Source organism: Victivallis sp. Marseille-Q1083 (genome assembly GCF_903645315.1).
In the GTDB taxonomy this organism is placed as follows: Bacteria; Verrucomicrobiota; Lentisphaeria; order Victivallales; family Victivallaceae; genus UMGS1518.
The window spans coordinates 2,110,136-2,129,359 of the sequence record NZ_CAHJXL010000001.1 but is presented as its reverse complement, the minus strand read 5'-3'; the positions used below and the strand labels follow the sequence as shown (position 1 = coordinate 2,129,359).

The window sequence follows — 19,224 nt, the reverse complement described above, 5'->3', positions numbered from 1 at the left end:
CCGACTCCGAGGTCAGACGCCGATTTTTACGGAAATATCCACACCGGCCGGCAAATTCAATTTCTTGAGTTCATCGACCGTCTTTGCCGTCGGATTGATGATATCCATCATCCGCTTGTGCGTCCGGATCTCAAACTGCTCCATCGATTTCTTGTCGACATGCGGAGAACGGTTGACCGTAAAACGTTCAATCCGCGTCGGCAGCGGAATCGGTCCCGCCACCATCGAACCGGTACGCTTGGCGGTATTCAAAATTTCCGCCACCGACTGATCGAGAATCCGATGTTCATAGGCCTGCAAACGGATTCTGATCTTTTGAGACTTACCGCTAGACATAGCTCACTTCTTCTCCATTATTTTATCTTGAATTGATTTTGGTACTCGTTCAAAATGGCTCGGCTCCATCGAATAGGAAGCGCGGCCGCGGGAGAGTGAACGAATCGCGGTGGCATAGCCGAAGAGTTCCGACAGCGGAATGTGCGCCAGAATCTTGGTGAAACCGCCCTGTGCCGATGAGTTCATCTCAACGATAATGCCACGACGGCTGGTCACGTCGCCAATCAGATCGCCCATATTCTCGTCCGGCGAAGTGACTTCGACTTTCATAATCGGCTCCAACAGCATCATTCCGGCCTTGCGGGCCGCTTCTTTCAACGCCATCGAACCGGCAATCTTAAAGGCCATTTCCGAAGAGTCGACCGGATGATAAGAGCCGTCCAGAATATTGACGTGGAAATCGATCAACGGATAACCGACCATCACGCCGCCGGCCGCCGCTTCGCGGATGCCGTTTTCGATCGGCTTGATGTACTCTTTCGGAATTCTGCCGCCAACCACTTTGTTCTCGATGGTGATGCCATGACCGGCCGGCATCGGGGTGATGTCCATGATGACATGACCGTACTGGCCGCGGCCGCCGGACTGGCGGACAAATTTGCAGTCGGCGTCGGCCGGTTTTTCCAACGCTTCACGGTAAGCCACCTGCGGCGCACCGGTATTGCATTCGACTTTGAACTCCCGGACCAGGCGGTCCAGGATGATTTCAAGATGCAATTCCCCCATACCGGAGATGATCGTCTGGCCGGTCTCTTCGTCGCTGCGCATCGTAAAGGTCGGATCTTCATCCGACAAGGCACCGAGCGCCTTGTACAATTTGTCGCGGTCGCCGGAGGATTTCGGCTCAACCGCCACCGAAATAACCGGCTCCGGGAAAGACATCGCCTCGAGGACGATCGGATCATCCTCCAGACAAATCGTGTCGCCGGTGGTGACATTCTTCAAACCGACTGCGGCAGCGATATCGCCGGAATAAATTTCATCGCGCTCCTCGCGGCTGTTGGCATGCATCTGCAACAGACGGCCGAGGCGCTCCCGTTTGCCGGTACGCGGATTCAACACGGTCATACCGCGCTGCGCGACACCGGAGTAAATCCGGAAAAAGCTCAATTTGCCGACGAACGGGTCATTCATAATCTTGAAGACCAGCGCGGCAAACGGCTGCATGTCGCCGACGTGGCGGGACATCGGTTCGCCGGTCGCCGGGTTGGAACCGTGGATATCCCAGATGTCGACCGGACTCGGCAGATAATCGACCACCGCATCCAGCACGCACTGCACGCCTTTTTTCTTGAAGGCGGAAGCACAGCAGACCGGAACGATGGAAGCAGCCAGCGTCGCCCGGCGGATGGCCGGCACCAACACTTCAACCGACGGCATTTCATCGGCCAGGAAGAGCTCCATGACCTCTTCGTCGACTTCGGCAACGCATTCGACCAGATTGCGAAAGGCTTCTTCGCGTTTTTCGGCATATTCGGCCGGCACTTCTTCGACGCGCATTTTGGCGCCGTTTTCGTCGCCGTCGAAATAAACCGCCTTGTTGTTGACGACGTCAATACAACCGGCAAAATCGGCTTCCTTGCCGATCGGCAGATAAATCGGAACCGCGTTGGCGTGCAGCTTGAATTTCATCTCTTCGATCGCACCGTAGAAATCGGCTCCGGTGCGGTCCATCTTGTTGACCAGCGCGATAATCGGAACGTGATATTTCTGGGCCTGCCGCCAGACCGTCTCGGTCTGCGGCTGCACTTTACCAACGGAACAAAATACAGCAACCGCACCGTCCAGCACCCGCAGCGAACGCTCCACTTCAGCCGTGAAGTCGACGTGTCCGGGGGTATCGATCAAATTGATACGGTGATTTTTCCACATACAGGTAGTGGCGGCCGAAGTGATGGTAATGCCGCGTTCCTGCTCCTGCTCCATCCAGTCCATCGTGGCGGTGCCTTCGTGGACTTCGCCCAACTTGTAATTGACGCCGCAATAGTAAAGAATACGCTCGGAAACGGTGGTTTTACCGGCATCGATGTGAGCCATGATGCCAATGTTGCGCACATCGCGCAACGAAACCTTGCGGCCCGGGGCTTCATGAAAGATTTTTTCTTGTTTGTTGTCGCTCATAATCCGGCCCATTACCATCTGTAATGCGCAAAGGCTTTGTTGGCCTGCGCCATCTTAAAGGTATCATCCTTTTTCTTGATGGACGATCCGGTATTTTCAAAGGCGTCCAGCAATTCGCCGGCCAGGGATTCCGTCATCGATTTTCCCTTGCGGCCGCGAGCGAAACCGGTGATCCAACGCATCGCCAGAGCGACCTGACGCTCATTGCTGACTTCCACCGGCACCTGGTAAGTCGCGCCACCGACGCGGCGGCTCTTCACTTCCAGCTTCGGCTTGACATTTTCCAGCGCCTGATGGAATACTTCGATCGATTCCATATCCGGCTTGCGCTGCTGAATCAGATCCAGAGCGCCGTAAACAATGCGCTGGGCAGTCGATTTCTTGCCGCGATTCATAATCGTGTTGATCAAACGCGCGATCAACTCACTGTCATACTTGACATCACGGGTCAAATCCCGCTTGACTACAATGCGTCTTCTCATAAGTGCTACCTGTTTATCCTTAAAATAAAACTTGCTGTATTTAGTTTTCAACGAACCTTTGCCGGCCAATGCCGACAATCAGACCGGAAACGCCAGGTTATTTCTTGCCCTTGGCCGGCGCCGCGCCGGCTTTGGCGCGCTTGGCACCGTATTTCGAACGTCCCTGTTTGCGGTTGTTGACGCCGAGGCTGTCCAACGCACCCCGGACGATATGATAACGCACGCCCGGCAGGTCACGCACACGGCCGCCCTTGACCAGCACGACGGAGTGCTCCTGTAAATTATGACCTTCTCCGCCGATATAGGCGGTAATTTCCTGACCGTTGGTCAGACGCACTCTGGCAATTTTCCGCAAAGCGGAGTTCGGCTTTTTCGGGGTTCTGGTGGTCACCTGCAAGCATACGCCGCGCCGCTGCGGACAAGCGCTCAAAGCACGCGACTTGCTCTTTTTCACTTTGTTCTGCCGTCCGAAACGGACCAATTGGTTGATAGTTGGCATCTTTCTCTACCCGTTCGTTCTAATTAATCTATAGTTATGAAATTTAAATACATATCAAAGGCTTTTAAAATAATACTTTTTAAGCGCATTGCAAACTATTTTTCCGCCTTTCGCCATTTTTTTACAAAAAAAACCGGGTGCCCGCCTCAAATTCCACGGCGGGCACCCGGACTCATTCAAACCGATTCCGAAACATCCGCCAGCACGACGGTCTCTTCTTCCTCGATCTCCGGCAACTCCGGCTCGATTTCCTTGCCGAGATAACGCAACCGGAGCGACTGCAATTTTTCCGTACCGGTACCGGCCGGAATCAGATGGCCGGTGATGACGTTTTCCTTGAAACCGTTCAGCGTGTCGACCTTGCCGAGCGTCGCCGCCTCGGTCAGAATCCGGGTGGTATCCTGGAACGACGCCGCCGAAATGAAGCTCTCGGTTTCCAGCGACGCTTTGGTGATCCCCAGCAGAATCGGTTCGGCCGAAGCCGGACGCCCGCCGCGCGACAGCACCTCCCGGTTGGCCTGCTCGAAATTGACCCGGTCGATCGGCTCGCCGACCAGATAATCGGTATCGCCGGAATCGGTAATGCGGACTTTCTGCATCATCTGCCGGATGATGATCTCAATGTGCTTGTCGTTGATTTCCACCCCCTGGGCACGATACACCAGTTGGATTTCATCGACCAGATAACGCTGCAACTCCTGCGGACCGCAAACCTCCAGCAGGGCGTGCGGCACGACCGATCCCTCGGTCAACTTCTGCCCTTTGCGGACATAGTCGCCACGGCTGACCGTCAGGTGCTTGTTGGCCGGAATGTTGTTGTGCTCTTCGGTGATGCCGGACTCCGGGTCCTTGATCAGCAACTGCCGCCGGCCGCGGTTCATCCGGTCCACTTCGACATAGCCGTCGATACGGGCGATCTCGGCAATATCTTTCGGAATACGCGCCTCGAACAATTCGGCAATACGCGGCAGACCGCCGGTGATGTCCTTGTTCTTCGAACTCTGCCGCGGCACCCGGGCGACCATCATGCCGGAGCCGACCTTCGCCCCTTCCTTGGTCATCAGGAAGGCGCCGGCCGGCAGCGGGTAGTTGGCCAGGAACTCACCATCCTTGCTCTTGACGACAATCTGCGGATGCAGGTCCTCGCGGTGCTCCATCACGGTGATCTCTTCGGTACCGCCACGTTTCTGCCGGTTGAGCGTCACCCCTTCGACCAGGTCGTGCAGCTCCACCACGCCGGCCGCTTCGATGATGATCGGCACGTGGTACGGATCCCAGTGAGCGAACTGCTCATTGGCTTCCACCATCGCGCCGTCCGGCTTCTCCAGCACGGCACCGGCTTCCAGCTCGTAGCGGTCGACTTCGGCATCGCGCAACGCATCGGCCCAGTAATCGTAATCCTTGTTGTAGAACGTGCCGATCGCTTCGGCTTCGGCTTTGGCCCGTTCCCGCGCCTGCTTTTCCGACGCTTTGGCCGCCTCTTCGTCGTAAACGACGATATAACCGTTCTTATTGACGACGACGACCTCGCCCTTCTGGTTCTTGACGGTACGGACGTTCATCATTTTGATCTTGCCCGGGTTGCGGGCCGTCAACACCGGCTGCTTGTAAACGCTCGACGCCGTACCGCCGATGTGGAAGGTCCGCATCGTCAACTGCGTGCCGGGCTCGCCGATCGACTGTGCCGCAATGATGCCGAGCGCGTCGCCCAGCTTTGCACAGCGGTCGCTGGCCAGGTTGCGGCCATAGCACTTGATGCAGACACCGTGCGCCGTTTCGCAGGTCAGTGTCGAACGGATCAACACTTTCTGAATGCCGCGCGCCTCGATGATATCAGCCACTTCCGGCGTGAATTCCTCATTGGCCGCGATGATCAAGCGGCCGTCGCTGAACGCCGGATCGCGAATATCCATCGCACTGAAGCGGCCGAGAATGCGGTCGCGCAGCGGCAGGATCACTTCGTCGCCCTCGACGATCGCACTCACCCAGATGCCCTTCACCGTGCCGCAATCCTCCTCGCGGCAGATGATATCCTGGGCGACATCGACCAGTTTGCGGGTCATATAACCGGAGTCGGCCGTTTTCAGCGCCGTATCCGCCAACCCCTTGCGGGCGCCGTGCGTGCTGATGAAATATTCCAGCACCGACAGCCCTTCCCGGAAGTTGGAGATGATCGGCCGCTCGATGATGTCGCCGGACGGTTTGGCCATCAGGCCGCGCATGCCGCCCAACTGGCGGATCTGATCGCGGCTGCCGCGCGCCCCGGAGTCGAGCATCGCATAGACCGGGTTGATTTCACCGCGGCGCGATTCGGCTTCCAGCTTGGCAAACAGTTCATTGGCCACATTGTTACTGGTCTGCGTCCAGATATCGATCACCTTGTTGTGACGTTCGCCTTCGGTCAGCGCACCGTTGTTGTACTGCTCGACGACGTTGTCGATCTGCTCGCGGGCCGTATTGATCAGGTCGTCCTTGCTCTCCGGCACCTTCAAATCGGTGATGGAAATCGACAGCCCGGCCAGCGTCGCGTGCTTATAGCCGAGATTCTTCAAATCGTCCAGCAACTGCACCGTCGCGGCATGGCCGGCGATTTTGTAGGAGTTGCTGATCAGCTTGCCCAGTTCTTTTTTCTTGGCGATCTGATTGAAGAAGCCGAGCCGCTTGTCCCAGATTTCGTTGAACAGGCACCGGCCCGGCGAGGTCAGGATGAATTTGCTCTCCTTGTCGCCGTAAATCGTCTCCCTGCCGTAATCCGGATTCGGAATGCGGACCGCATCGTGGATCTTCAGATAACCGCAGCTCATCGCGTACAACACTTCGAAGTAGTCCTTGTACAGCTTGGCCTTCTCTTTGTTGCGCGGCTCATAGGTCATGTAATACGACCCCAGCGTGATATCCTGCGTCGGCGAGGCGATCGGCTTGCCGTTCGCCGGCGAGAAGATGTTGTTCGGCGCCAGCATCAACAGCTTGGTTTCCATCTGCGCCTCGTTGGACAGCGGCACGTGGACCGCCATCTGGTCGCCGTCGAAGTCGGCGTTGTAAGCCGTACAGACCAACGGATGCAGACGCAGCGCCGACCCTTCGATCAACACCGGATCGAACGCCTGGATACTCAAACGGTGCAGCGTCGGCGCCCGGTTCAGCATCACCGGATGCCCCTTGGTCACCTCTTCGAGGATATCCCAGACCACCGGCTCGCCGCGTTCGATCATCTTCTTGGCGCCGCGCACGGTGTGCGCATAACCGCGCCCCTTCAGATGACGGATGATGAACGGTTCAAACAGGATCAGCGCCATCTTTTTCGGCAGGCCGCACTGCCAGATCTTCAATTCCGGACCGACGACGATGACCGAACGGCCGGAATAGTCGACCCGTTTTCCCAGCAGGTTCTGACGGAAACGGCCCTGCTTGCCTTTCAGCATATCGCTCAAAGATTTCAGCGAACGGTTGCCGGCGCCGGTCACCGCCCGGCCGTGACGGCCGTTGTCGAGCAACGCATCGACCGCTTCCTGCAGCATGCGCTTCTCGTTGCGGATGATCACTTCCGGCGTCCGCAACTGCAGCAGATTCTTCAACCGGTTGTTGCGGTTGATCACCCGGCGATAAAGATCGTTCAAGTCGGACGTGGCGAACCGGCCGCCTTCCAGCGGCACCAACGGCCGCAGATCCGGCGGAATGACCGGCAAAACGGTGAAAATCATCCATTCCGGCCGGGAGTTGCTGTTGATGAACCCCTCGACCAGCCGCAGACGCTTCGACAGCTTTTTGCGGATCGCTTTGTTCTTGACGCCTTCGAGCGAGACTTCCAGCTGCGCCCGCAGCGCCGGCAAATCGATCTTTTCCAACAGCGTTTTCACCGCCGGCGCACCCATATCGGCGTCGAACCCGTCGCCGTAAACATCGCGCGCCTGGCGATATTCCAACTCGTCCATCACCTGGCCGAGCTCCAGCGGCGTGTTGCCCGGATCGGTGACGACCCAGGCTTCATAATAGATGACCCGCTCCAGCGATTTCGCGGTCATGTCCAGCATCAGGCCAATGCGGCTGGGCATACATTTGAAAAACCAGATATGCGACACCGGCACCGCCAGTTCGATATGGCCCATCCGCTCCCGGCGCACTTTGGACTGCGTCACTTCGACGCCGCAGCGGTCGCAGACGATTCCCTTGTGCTTCACGCGCTTGTATTTGCCGCAATTGCACTCCCAGTCGCGCGTCGGTCCGAAGATGCGTTCGCAGAACAACCCGCCCTTTTCCGGTTTGAAACTGCGGTAGTTGATTGTCTCCGGATTCTTCACTTCGCCGTAACTCCACGAACGAATCACGTCCGGCGAGGCGACATTAATCGACACCGCTCCAAAAGACGAACTGCCGGTCTTGCCCAGAAGTTCTCTATATGCGTAAGTATTATCTATCAAAGCGCCACCTCCAATTAATTGGCCTGGACTTTCTGGATGGTTCTGATATCCAGACCAAGGCTCTGCATTTCCTTCAACAACACGTTAAACGATTCCGGCCGCCCCGCTTCCAGAACATTGTGTCCTTTGACGATCGACTCATAGATCCGGGCCCGCCCGGTCACGTCATCGCTCTTCACCGTCAGCATTTCCTGCAAATTGTAAGCCGCGCCGTAGGCTTCCAGCGCCCAGACTTCCATTTCGCCGAAACGCTGACCGCCGTGCTGCGCCTTACCGCCCAGCGGCTGCTGCGTCACCAGTGAATAGGGACCGACAGCGCGCGCATGGATTTTGTTCGCCACCAGGTGGTCGAGCTTCAGCATGTAAATCTGCCCGACCATCACCCGCTGGTCGAAAAGGTCGCCGGTCCGGCCGTCATGCAAATTGACCTTGCCGTCATATTCCCATTCGCCCTCGCCATTCTGATTGAATCCCCAATGGAAGTTGTGCTTCTCTTCCTTCTGGATCCGGTCGTTGGCCTCCTGCATCAGTTCGACGATCTTCGATTCATGCACCCCGTCGAACACCGGCGTCGCCACTTTGATTCCCAGCATCTTGGCCGCCCAGCCGAGATGCGTTTCCAGCACCTGGCCGACATTCATGCGGCTCGGCACGCCGAGCGGATTCAAAACGATGTCGACCGGCGTGCCGTCATCCAGGAACGGCATATCCTCGATCGGCACGATCTTCGAAACGATACCTTTGTTGCCGTGGCGGCCGGCCATCTTGTCGCCGACCTGCAGTTTGCGCTTGCAGCCGACATAGACCTTCACCCGTTTGATCGTCCCCGGATCGACGCCTTCGCCGGCTTCCAGGCTGTTCATCGATTCCGAACGCATCGAGTCGAGTTCCTCGAACTGCGGCACGAACAAGGCGATGATCTCGTTGATCGACTGCCGCAACGGGCACTCTTCCATCTCCCAACTGTTGTATTTGTTCGCCAGCTTCATGATGGAACTGCGCGTCACCTTGCGGTTCGAGCTGATCAGCACGGCATTTTCCTTGCCGGCCGATTTGTCAAGAATCGGATACGGCAGCTTCTGGCCGAGCATGATATCGGAAAGCCGTTCGGTCAGATCCTCGACCAGATCGGTATAACTCTGGCGGTAATTGTCTTTGACCTGCTTGGTCTGACGCCGCACTTCGGTCTTGGTCATGCTCTGGCGGTTCGGATCCTTGGCATATTCGATCCGCACATCCATGACGATACCGCCCTTGCCGCTCGGGACCACCAGGCTGGAATCCTTGACATCGGCCGCCTTCTCCCCGAAAATCGCCCGCAGCAGCCGCTCTTCCGGCGCCAGCTCGGTTTCACTCTTCGGGGTGATTTTGCCGACCAGAATGTCGCCGGGCTTCACTTCGGCGCCTTCGATGACCACGCCGTTCAAGCCGAGGTTGCGCAACGCCTCCTCGCTGACATTCGGGATGTCGCGGGTGATCTCTTCCGGTCCGAGTTTGGTCTCCCGGCTGGTAATTTCAAATTCATCGACGTGAATACTCGTGTAAGTGTCTTCCTTCACCAGCTTTTCACAGACGACAATCGCGTCTTCAAAATTGTAGCCGCACCACGGCATGAACGCCACCAGCACGTTTTTTCCCAGCGCCAGTTCACCGCCCTGCGTCGAAGTGCCGTCGGCGATGACGTCGCCGGCCTTGACCGCCTGGCCCGGTTTGACGATCGGCCGCTGGTTGATGCAGGTGCCGGCGTTGCTGCGCAGGAATTTGTTCAAACGGTATTCCCGGGCCTGTTCCGGATAGAGCGTCTCCTCCAGCGATTTGCCGTCTTTGGTGATGACGATGCGCGAAGAGGACACTTCGCCGATGAACCCGTCGACGGTGGCAACTTCCACCGCCCGGGAATCGCGGGCGATGCGCTCTTCCAGACCGGTGCCGACCAGCGGCGACTCCGGCACCAGCAACGGCACCGCCTGACGCTGCATGTTCGAGCCCATCAGAGCGCGGTTCGCATCGTCATGCTCCAGGAACGGGATGATGCCGGCCGCCGCACTGACCAACTGTTTCGGCGACACGTCCATGTACTGCACCTCTTCACGCGGATGCTCGCTGGACTCGCCCTGGAAACGGCTCATGACGTTCGGACGGACGAAATGCCCGTCGTCATCGAGCAGCGCATTGGCCTGCGCGATGACGAACTGTTCCTCCTTGTCCGCCGTCAGGAAATCGATCTTATTGGTCACCTTGCCGTTTTCCACCCGGCGGTACGGGGTTTCCAGAAATCCGTAATTGTTGATCACCGCGTACAGCGACATCGACGAAATCAGGCCGATGTTCGGACCTTCCGGCGTTTCGATCGGACAAATCCGGCCGTAATGGCTGGAATGCACGTCGCGCACTTCAAAACCGGCCCGGTCACGGCTCAAACCGCCCGGACCCAACGCGCTCAAACGCCGCTTGTTGGTCAATTCGCTCAACGGGTTGGTCTGATCCATGAACTGCGACAACTGGTTGCGGGCGAAAAAGTCGCGCACCACACTGCCGAACGCTTTCGGATTGATCAGCTTGCTCGGCATCAGGTTGGACTCTTCGCCGTTGATCAAAGTCATCCGTTCGCGAATCAGCCGTTCGGTCCGCAGCAGCCCGACCCGGCAGTGGTTCTGCAGCAATTCGCCGACCGTCCGCACCCGGCGGCTGCCGAGGTGGTCGATGTCGTCCACCGTCCCGCCGGAATGGCGCAGGTGAATCAGGTATTTGGTCGCCGCCATCAGGTCCTGCGGCATCAGCGTCCGGGCGGTCAACGGAATGTCCAGCCCCAGGCGCTCATTGATTTTAAACCGGCCGACCATTCCCAGGTCATAACGCTTGATGTCGAAGAACAGTCGTTTGATCAACTGCTTGGCATTCTTGACATCCGGCGGATCGCCGGGCCGCATGCGGCGGTAAATTTCCTTCAACGCCTCTTCGCTGGTCCGGGCCAGGTCGTGGCGCAGACAGCCGATCAGATAATGGTCGCCGTCCGGCGCATGGGCCAGTTCGATCTCCCGGATCCCGGCCTCCTGCAGCATCTGCAGGTGGGTTTCGTTGATCTGAACGAGCTCTTCCAGGATGACGACATCATCGGCATTGGTAATATCGTCGACGGTGAAATAGTTCGTCAAATCCGGCATCTTCAGCAACGAAGCCACCGAATGCGTCTTCACCTCGTAAATACCGGAGAGAATATCCTTGTTCGTCTCATAGCCGATCGCCCGCAGGAAAGTGGTAATCAGGAACTTGCGGCGGCGGCGGCGGCGGTCCAGATAAATATAGATGTAATCGTTGATATCGAATTGAACTTCCATCCAGGAACCGCGGTCCGGAATGATCCGATAGGAGTAAAGCGTCCGGCCGCTGGTATGGCGGGTCTTCTCAAAACAAATTCCCGGAGAACGATGCAACTGACTGATAATCACGCGTTCAGCCCCGTTGATCACAAAAGTGCCGCGACTGGTCATCATCGGCATTTCACCCATATAGACCCGTTCGGGAATTTCCATGTTGTTGTGTTTGACCAGAAAATCCACATACAAAGGTGCACTGAAAACATTACCGTCTTTGATGCAGTCGACAACGTCGCTTTTCGCTTCGCCAAGCGTATACGAAACAAACTCGATCGACATTTGCTTGTCAAAGCTCTCGATCGGGAATATCTCGTTGAACACCTCCTGCAATCCCTGATTGGCCCGCTCCGCCGGCGGCGTATCTTTCTGCAGGAAGTCTCGATAAGAATTGATCTGGAGCCCGATCAGGTCAGGCACAGCCAAAACATCCTGTAATCTTCCAAAATTAATGCGATCTGTCATAACCCACCATTAAATTAAATCCGACAAGTGCAACCAGGGAGATACGGTGAAAGCCTCCCCCTCCGGCTTGAAAAAAGCTTACGCTTATAAACACAAAAGAACGGCAGGAACGGTTTGTCCCGATTCCCGCCGTCAAATTCGCAGAAAGTTATTTCACTTCCACGGTTGCGCCGGCAGCTTCGAGCTGAGCTTTGAACTTGTCAGCTTCTTCCTTGCTGACGCCTTCCTTCACCGCTTTCGGAGCACCTTCGACCAGATCCTTGGCTTCTTTCAGCCCCAGACCGGTGATAGCGCGGACTTCCTTGATGACGCCGACTTTCTGTTCGCCGAAGCTCTTCAGAATGACGTCGAATTCAGTCTTTTCCTCAACCGGAGCGGCAGCGGCAGCGGCCGGAGCGGCGGCGGCAACGGCAACCGGAGCGGCAGCGCTGACACCGAGACGATCTTCCAAAGCCTTGACCAGCTTCGAGAGTTCGAGAACGGTCATGTTCTCAACATAAGAGATAAACTGTTCCATTTCTTGCGAAACTTCAACTTTAGCATCTTCCGACATCTTATATGCCTCCATTAGGTTATTTTTGTTGCAAATAATTAATTGTCAAGTTTTTCTTTGTATGCATTAAGCACATTGAGAATCGACGCCGCCTTCGCGTTGAGCAAGGAGACGAGGTTCCTGGACGGCGCTTGCAGAACGCCGAGCAACTGTGCCTGCAAAACTTCTTTCGGCGGCAGAGAAGCAATCGCGTCGAAATCGGCAACCGACAACAAAGCGCCTTCGAAATAACCACCTTTGGCGGCAAGCGCTTCATTCGTCTTGCCGAATTCGATGACCGCCTTGGCTACCGCGCTCGGATCGCCCTTGCCGCAGATCACCGCGGTCGAATCGGTCAGTTCGCTCTTGGCCAACGCCTCCAGAGAGGACAATTCAGCCGCTTTCCGGATCAGTGTATTTTTCAATACATGGCACTCGGCGCCGAGGCCGGCAAGCTGATTGCGCAACTGCGAAAACTGCTTGACCTGCAATCCCTGATAAGAGACAAAGTAAATATAATCCGAGCCAGTGAGCAGCCCGCCGATATAATTTACCAAATGGCTTTTTTCACTTCTCATTTGCTTTGCCTCACAAGATCTTTGACGTTCACTTTGACACCGGGGCTCATCGTCGACGACACCGTGCAGCTTACCAGATAAGCGCCTTTGGCTGTCGCCGGTTTGGCTTTCACCAACGCATCCACCACCGCATCGAAGTTGCCGGTCAACGCCTCCAGCTCAAAAGAAAGCTTGCCGATCAACACATGCACGCAACCGCCGCGATCGGCCCGGAATTCCACCCGGCCGCCCTTGGCTTCCTTGACCGCCGCACCGGTGGCATCGGTCACCGTACCGGTTTTCGGATTCGGCATCAAGCCGCGCGGACCGAGCTGACGGCCCAGCGGACGCACCAGCTTCATCGCTTCCGGCGTGGCGATCAGGATATCGAAATCCAGCCAACCGCCTTTGATCTTTTCCACCAAATCTTCGTAACCGACGAAATCGGCACCCGCCGCTTTCGCGTCGTCCGCCTGCGCGCCGTCCGCGACCACCGCCACTTTCACCGCTTTGCCGGTACCGTTCGGAAGCGGCACCGCGCCACGGACGTTCTGGTCGGATTTCTTCGGATCGATACCGAGCTTGAACGCCACATCGACGGTTTCATCGAACTTGGTGTGCGGCATCGACTTGAGCAGCTTCACTGCTTCAGCAATGCTGTACTTCTGTTCGCGGTCGAAACAGGCGCTCTGCGCAACATACAATTTACTTTTACGCATCGACCACCTCGATTCCCATGCTGCGCGCCGTCCCTTCGATGATCCGCATTGCGGCTTCTTCATCCCGGGCGTTGATGTCATCCTTCTTGATCTGCACGATCTCTTTGATCTGGGCGCGCGTAACCTTGCCGACTTTTTCCTTGCCGGGCGTCTTCGCTGCGGAAGCCAGACCGGCGGCCTTCTTCAGCAGGACGGCAGCCGGCGGAGATTTGCAGATAAAGGTGAAGGAGCGATCCTGATAAACAGTGATCACCACCGGGATGATCATCCCACTCTGGGATTGAGTGGCAGCATTGAACTGCTTACAGAACTCCATGATATTGCAGCCGGCCGAACCGAGGGCCGGACCGATCGGCGGAGCCGGGTTGGCGGCGCCCGCCGGGATCTGCAATCTGATCAATCCCGTAATCTTCTTTGCCATAATGATCTCCAATTTACAGCCCGCCGTGGTAGCGGAATGACAGGGGTCCTCCCACGAACGAACTACCTACCAAATGATAAACTAAGTCTCGACCGCGCTCGGTTAAAGTTCGCGATCGACCTGCCAGAACTCCAATTCGACCGGAGTGGATCGACCGAAAATCGACACCATCAGCTTCAATTTGCCGCGTTCATTGTCGATTTCCTGAATCGCACCTTCGAAATTCTCGAACGCACCGTCGCAAATACGAACCGTTTCGCCGATTTCAAAGGAAATTTTAGGCTTGATCGCCTCTTCCTCGTGCGTTTGCCGGAAGAGGTCGTTCACTTCACTTTCAGACAATGGCATCGGCGTGTTGCCGCCGCCGATAAACCCAATCACGCCCTGGACATTGCGAATGAAATACCAGGCGTCTTCATTGATGATGTTGGTTTGCGGATCGTACAAATCCATCCGCACCAGAATATAACCGGGGAAATGTTTGCGGGTGGTAGTCGTCTTTTTGCCCTGGCGCACTTCCGACACCTTCTCGGTCGGAATATAGGCTTCATAAACGCCGACCGCATCGCCGAGCTGTACCTGACGCTGAATCGAATCACGAACCTTGTTTTCCTGTCCCGACAATGTCTGCACGACAAACCATTGGCCCAAGCTTCTCTTTTCGTCCATGACTCTCACCCCTAGCCGGTTATCAAATGCATGAAATAACGAAAAATCGCATCAACCGCAGCGACAAACGCAGCAAGCACGATGGTGACAAAGATGACCAGAATGGTCGATTCCATCAATTCGCTTCTGCTCGGCCAAGTGCAGCGGGTTAATTCGCCGGCAGTTTCCACCAAAAAATGACGCACCCGCCCCATCACGGTTGTTTTCATAACTTCACTTGCCTTATTGTATATACCATAAATGGCAGGAGCGGTGAGGCTCGAACTCACGACCTGCGGTTTTGGAGACCGCTGCTCTAGCCAACTGAGCTACACTCCTGCACAAACTTAACAACTCAAAACGTCAACGCGTTTCTCTGTGAACGGTATGCTTTTTGTCAAATTTGCAATACTTCTTCTTTTCCAGGCGTTCCGGCGTATTGCGTTTTTCTTTTTTCGTCGTATAATTACGACGCTTGCATTCCGTGCACTCCAAAATGACCAATTCTCTCATTTGTAATTACCTTCCGGAAAGCTTGAGAAGCATCCCGGCGTTCCATGCGAACGCCGGGAAACCTGCTTGAAAAAGCTCTCTTACTCGATGATGTCCGACACACGGCCGGAAGCGACGGTGCGACCGCCTTCGCGGATCGCGAAGCGCAGGGATTTTTCCATCGCGATCGGGGCGATCAATTCGACGATGATCGAAGTGTTGTCACCCGGCATTACCATCTCGGTGCCTTCCGGCAGCGTGATGATACCAGTCACGTCAGTCGTACGGAAATAGAACTGCGGACGATAGTTGTTGAAGAACGGGGTATGACGGCCGCCTTCTTCCTTCGACAGCACGTAGATTTCCGCCTTGAACTTGGTGTGCGGCGTGATCGAGCCCGGCTTCGCCAGCACCTGACCGCGCTCCACGTCGGTTTTCTTCGTCCCGCGGAGCAGGCAGCCGATGTTGTCGCCGGCGCGGCCTTCTTCCAACAGTTTGCGGAACATTTCAATACCGGTAACCGTCGTTTTGGTCGTCGGCCGGATTCCGATAATTTCAACTTCGTCGTTGACCTTGATCACACCGCGTTCGACACGGCCGGTCACCACGGTACCGCGGCCTTCGATCGAGAACACGTCTTCGATCGGCATCAGGAACGGCAGATCGATATCGCGTTTCGGCTCCGGAATATAGCTGTCGACCGCTTCCATCAGTTCGAGGATGCAGGCGCAGGCCGGATCGTCCGGATTGCCTTCGGCTTCCACCGCCTTCAGCGCGGAACCCTTGATGATCGGAATATCATCGCCCGGAAATTCATAGGAGCTCAACAGCTCGCGGATTTCCATTTCCACCAGCTCGAGCAATTCCGGATCGTCCAGCTGGTCGACTTTGTTCATGAAAACCACCAGCGCCGGCACACCGACCTGACGGGCCAGCAGCACGTGCTCGCGAGTCTGAGCCATCGGGCCGTCGGTCGCGGCGATCACCAGGATGGCGCCGTCCATCTGGGCCGCACCGGTGATCATGTTCTTAACATAGTCAGCATGGCCCGGGCAGTCGACGTGGGCATAATGGCGGTTGGCCGTCTCGTACTCGACGTGCGAAGTATTGATCGTGATGCCGCGTTCGCGCTCTTCCGGCGCGTTGTCGATCTCATCATATTTCTTGATGATGCCGGAACCGTATTTCTTGTTCAGAACCATGGTAATCGCCGCGGTGAGCGTCGTCTTGCCGTGGTCCACGTGGCCGATCGTGCCGATGTTCACGTGCGGCTTTGTTCTTTCGAATTTTTCTTTAGCCATTCTTTCAGTCCTCCTGGTATTGCTGACCGTTAGAGTTTTGTTGAAACTTGTTTTCTACTTTTATATAAATTATCTATAAACAATGGAGCCCACATCCGGACTTGAACCGGAGACCTCGTCCTTACCAAGGACGTGCTCTACCGACTGAGCTATGTGGGCAACCAGAGAAATCATCCAAACCATGTCAATTATCCGCGCCATCCGTTCAACCTCTGCCGCCTCGGGCACCCCTACAGATGGTGCTCGAAGGGGGACTTGAACCCCCATGGATCGCTCCACATGGCCCTCAACCATGCGCGTCTGCCAATTCCGCCATTCGAGCATTTTATCGTTTAGACAAGCCTTTAATATAAAGGCGCTCCGGCATTTTGCAAACGCTCTTTTCAAAAAAATTCCGCATTCCGCGTCATTTTTTACTGATTTCGCCCGCTCTCGTGTTCTCTTCGGCAAACTTCCAGGGCATTTCATCCGCGCCGGCCGGCCGGCAATACACCTTCCATTCGCCCCGGCCGCTCATGCTGATCAGCTTCAAAACGTTGACGCCGGGCTGCAGCCGCACTTCAACGCGTTCCTGGTCCCGAACCGCCCGCCTCGGCAACTGGTCATAGACGTAAACCAACCGGCCATTCAGATAAATCTTCAACGCACCGGAACTGCCGACATAGAGCAGCGCATCCATCGGCCTGGCCCCCGGCACCACCAATTCCCCCGTCAACGCGGTCAACGCCGCATCAGCCGCCGCCAGCCGATCCGCCAGGTCGACACCGCCGTCTTTGCCGGCACTTGCGATCACCGGAGCGCCATCGGCCGGCAACTCGAAACGATGAACCGCATTTTTCGTCCCGGTCACCGTCAAATCCGAAGCCGCCGCAACCGTCACCGGCAGCATCACCTGCCACTTCCCGATGAAATTCGACTCGGACAGGAAACGTCCCGACGACGCTTCGGCCGGAACTGCCCGGAACCGTACCGGTTCAACCAGCTCCGGTGCCGGTTGGCTGACGCAGCCGCTCAACATTGCCACTCCAGCCAGCAGCAAAATACCGGACCACCGGTTGTATCCGCCCATGAATCCACTCCGGGTTATAACACGATTGATCACTATAACATTTCATCCGGCATTTGGCAAACGGTTTTCCGGCACCAACGCATATTTTTTATAAAAAATTCGGTTCTTCCGTCAATTTTCCTGCTTGACAGCTTGCATTTTTTACTTTTCGCATTCTATTTTCAGTAGTCACAGAAATGAAGATTATCTGTTTTTCAGCAAGGAGGAGAATGCGATGAAAACGATATTTTACAGTTTCCTGACGGCCGGAACGCTCCTGTTCGGAGTGAGCGGCTGTCTCCATAGCAACCCGGACGACTGGCACGATCCCAATGAGCCGGCCCCGGCCGTCATCCGCACCGATGCGCCGAAAAATGAAGACGACGCCGAATTCAAAAAAGATTTCGAACAGTTTTCGCCAGCCGGCGACGTCAATATCACCCAGCCGACCGACCTGCAGAACGTCCAGCAGTTGTCGCCGGCCGATGCGACGGCGCCGGATTACAAAGACGGCCCGGTGTTGAGCGAGTAGAGCAATCCGCAAAAAAATGGAACCGCCTCAACAACGGTTCCATTTTTTTTTGCACGCCTACCGGATGGTCAACGACCGTTGCCGGGATACGACAAAATTTCGGCGATAAGTTGAAATTGCGAAAACTTGCTGTCGTGAATGCCATTGTTCCAAGTTTCGATCGACCTTATCCCGCAAAATGAAAATCGCTGCCCCGGAGCATTGCTCTTTATCAAAACAGTTTCTTTCGCCGGAAATACCAGATCAATCCGATGATCCAGACCACCATCGCCCCCAGCGCCCACAGTACGCCATACTGCCGGTGCAATCCCGGAATATGGACAAAATTCATCCCATAAAAACCGGAGACTACCGTCAGCGGAATCGCCAGCACCGAAAAAATCGTCAACAACCGCATGATGTCGTTCATCCGGTTGGCCTGAGCGCTGGAGTAGATATCGATCAATCCGGCATTGATCTGACTGAGCATCCCGGCGCTGTCGATGATCTGGAGGATATGCTCGCTGACGCTGTGCAGGCAGCTGTACAGTTCCGGATCAATCAGCGTCGAATCGGCATGCTGCAGTTCGAAGGTCATCTCCTTCAACGGCAGGATTGTCTGCTGCAGGAAGATATTCTGGCGGCGCACCAGCGCCATCATCGCCAGCACTTTTCTGCCGTTGCTGCCGATGACCTCTTCTTCGAAGTGATTCAGCACATTGCCGAACTCCTCCAGCGAAGAGGAATATACGCCGACGACCGCGTTGATCAAATGCAGCGCGATGCCGGCCAGGCTCCGCCGGCGCACCGGCACCCCGGCCGGTTCGGTCAGCTCGCCGATGACCGTCTCGAAAATGCTGCTCGGCGTATTCGGCTCAATCAGCACAATCCGTCGGGGAAAAATCAACAACGAGGCGGAATTGATGATAAAGGAGTTCCGGCTGCGATCGAACAACGGGTAACGCAGCGTGAAAACCAAATAATCGTCGCTGTCCTTGAACAGCGACCGCCGGTTGGCCACCGCCAGGTGCATGATCGTCGATTCCCGCATTTTCAACCCCTGCAGGAATTGATTCTGCTGGCTGTAAAACGTGCGAAAGCCGATCCGGACCAACTGAATGACCCCTTCCGCGACCGGCTCAGCCAGCGTTTCCGCCCCCTGCCATTCCCGGGAAAGGACATCCTCACCGGAAAATTCTATAATTTCATCGACTTGCGCCCGTGAAGGCCGACGGCCGATCGCCGCTTGTTTTTCCATCGCAGCACCGCTATTTTCTTCCATCTTGAAGATAGTATACCG

General features: G+C 56.1%; 17 protein-coding genes and 3 tRNA genes. 1 reads left to right on the top strand and 19 read right to left on the bottom strand.

Annotated elements, in window-relative coordinates; genetic code table 11:
* Positions 1-12: 12 nt before the first annotated feature.
* The 18 genes from rpsJ to HWX74_RS08580 form a co-directional block, all read right to left on the bottom strand.
* The gene (gene rpsJ, locus HWX74_RS08665; protein WP_176013160.1) at positions 13-336 is read right to left on the bottom strand and encodes a 30S ribosomal protein S10; all 324 of its coding nucleotides are present in this window, start codon (positions 334-336) and stop codon (positions 13-15) included.
* Positions 337-339: 3 nt separating this feature from the next.
* The gene (gene fusA / locus HWX74_RS08660) at positions 340-2,457 is read right to left on the bottom strand and encodes an elongation factor G (RefSeq protein WP_176013159.1); all 2,118 of its coding nucleotides are present in this window, start codon (positions 2,455-2,457) and stop codon (positions 340-342) included.
* Between the two features lie 11 nt (positions 2,458-2,468).
* Complete coding sequence (gene rpsG, locus HWX74_RS08655; protein ID WP_176013158.1) at positions 2,469-2,939, bottom strand: 30S ribosomal protein S7; 471 nt, start codon at positions 2,937-2,939, stop codon at positions 2,469-2,471.
* 97 nt (positions 2,940-3,036) lie between these two features.
* Positions 3,037-3,438, bottom strand: coding sequence for a 30S ribosomal protein S12 (gene rpsL / locus HWX74_RS08650; RefSeq protein WP_176013157.1), 402 nt, complete (start codon positions 3,436-3,438; stop codon positions 3,037-3,039).
* Between the two features lie 176 nt (positions 3,439-3,614).
* A complete protein-coding gene (rpoC, locus tag HWX74_RS08645) occupies positions 3,615-7,823 on the bottom strand; it encodes a DNA-directed RNA polymerase subunit beta' (RefSeq protein WP_368506822.1) in 4,209 nt (1,402 codons plus the stop codon).
* Between the two features lie 47 nt (positions 7,824-7,870).
* Positions 7,871-11,695 (bottom strand): DNA-directed RNA polymerase subunit beta, encoded by a 3,825-nt coding sequence (rpoB, locus tag HWX74_RS08640; protein WP_176013155.1) that lies wholly within the window; start codon positions 11,693-11,695, stop codon positions 7,871-7,873.
* A 148-nt stretch (positions 11,696-11,843) separates the two neighbouring features.
* The gene (gene rplL, locus HWX74_RS08635; protein WP_176014567.1) at positions 11,844-12,212 is read right to left on the bottom strand and encodes a 50S ribosomal protein L7/L12; all 369 of its coding nucleotides are present in this window, start codon (positions 12,210-12,212) and stop codon (positions 11,844-11,846) included.
* 74 nt (positions 12,213-12,286) lie between these two features.
* Entirely contained in the window at positions 12,287-12,805 is a 519-nt protein-coding gene (rplJ, locus tag HWX74_RS08630) for a 50S ribosomal protein L10 (protein WP_176013154.1), read from the bottom strand.
* Positions 12,802-13,503, bottom strand: a complete 702-nt coding sequence (rplA, locus tag HWX74_RS08625; protein WP_176013153.1) for a 50S ribosomal protein L1 — start codon at positions 13,501-13,503, stop codon at positions 12,802-12,804. The genes rplJ and rplA overlap by 4 nt, the downstream gene beginning before the upstream one ends.
* The gene (gene rplK, locus HWX74_RS08620; protein ID WP_176013152.1) at positions 13,496-13,924 is read right to left on the bottom strand and encodes a 50S ribosomal protein L11; all 429 of its coding nucleotides are present in this window, start codon (positions 13,922-13,924) and stop codon (positions 13,496-13,498) included. The genes rplA and rplK overlap by 8 nt, the downstream gene beginning before the upstream one ends.
* 102 nt (positions 13,925-14,026) lie before the next feature.
* A complete protein-coding gene (gene nusG / locus HWX74_RS08615; RefSeq protein ID WP_176013151.1) occupies positions 14,027-14,593 on the bottom strand; it encodes a transcription termination/antitermination protein NusG in 567 nt (188 codons plus the stop codon).
* 11 nt (positions 14,594-14,604) lie between these two features.
* Positions 14,605-14,802, bottom strand: coding sequence for a preprotein translocase subunit SecE (gene secE, locus HWX74_RS08610; protein ID WP_176013150.1), 198 nt, complete (start codon positions 14,800-14,802; stop codon positions 14,605-14,607).
* A gap of 32 nt (positions 14,803-14,834) precedes the next feature.
* A tRNA-Trp gene (locus HWX74_RS08605) sits at positions 14,835-14,911 on the bottom strand.
* 24 nt (positions 14,912-14,935) lie between these two features.
* Entirely contained in the window at positions 14,936-15,085 is a 150-nt protein-coding gene (gene rpmG / locus HWX74_RS08600) for a 50S ribosomal protein L33 (RefSeq protein ID WP_176013149.1), read from the bottom strand.
* A gap of 80 nt (positions 15,086-15,165) precedes the next feature.
* Positions 15,166-16,365, bottom strand: coding sequence for an elongation factor Tu (gene tuf / locus HWX74_RS08595; RefSeq protein WP_176013148.1), 1,200 nt, complete (start codon positions 16,363-16,365; stop codon positions 15,166-15,168).
* Positions 16,366-16,448: 83 nt separating this feature from the next.
* Positions 16,449-16,524 (bottom strand) — tRNA-Thr (locus HWX74_RS08590).
* A 78-nt stretch (positions 16,525-16,602) separates the two neighbouring features.
* Positions 16,603-16,687: transfer RNA gene (locus tag HWX74_RS08585), tRNA-Leu, on the bottom strand.
* Between the two features lie 84 nt (positions 16,688-16,771).
* Entirely contained in the window at positions 16,772-17,434 is a 663-nt protein-coding gene (locus tag HWX74_RS08580) for a hypothetical protein (protein ID WP_176013147.1), read from the bottom strand.
* A gap of 214 nt (positions 17,435-17,648) precedes the next feature.
* Here HWX74_RS08580 and HWX74_RS08575 point away from each other — a divergent pair, with 214 nt between their 5' ends.
* Positions 17,649-17,945: a hypothetical protein gene (locus tag HWX74_RS08575; RefSeq protein WP_176013146.1), complete on the top strand. Its 297-nt coding sequence runs from the start codon at positions 17,649-17,651 to the stop codon at positions 17,943-17,945.
* A gap of 211 nt (positions 17,946-18,156) precedes the next feature.
* On the opposite strand, the gene HWX74_RS08570 is transcribed toward HWX74_RS08575, so the two are convergent.
* Positions 18,157-19,182, bottom strand: a complete 1,026-nt coding sequence (locus tag HWX74_RS08570) for a CorA family divalent cation transporter (protein ID WP_176013145.1) — start codon at positions 19,180-19,182, stop codon at positions 18,157-18,159.
* Positions 19,183-19,224 lie beyond the last annotated feature (42 nt).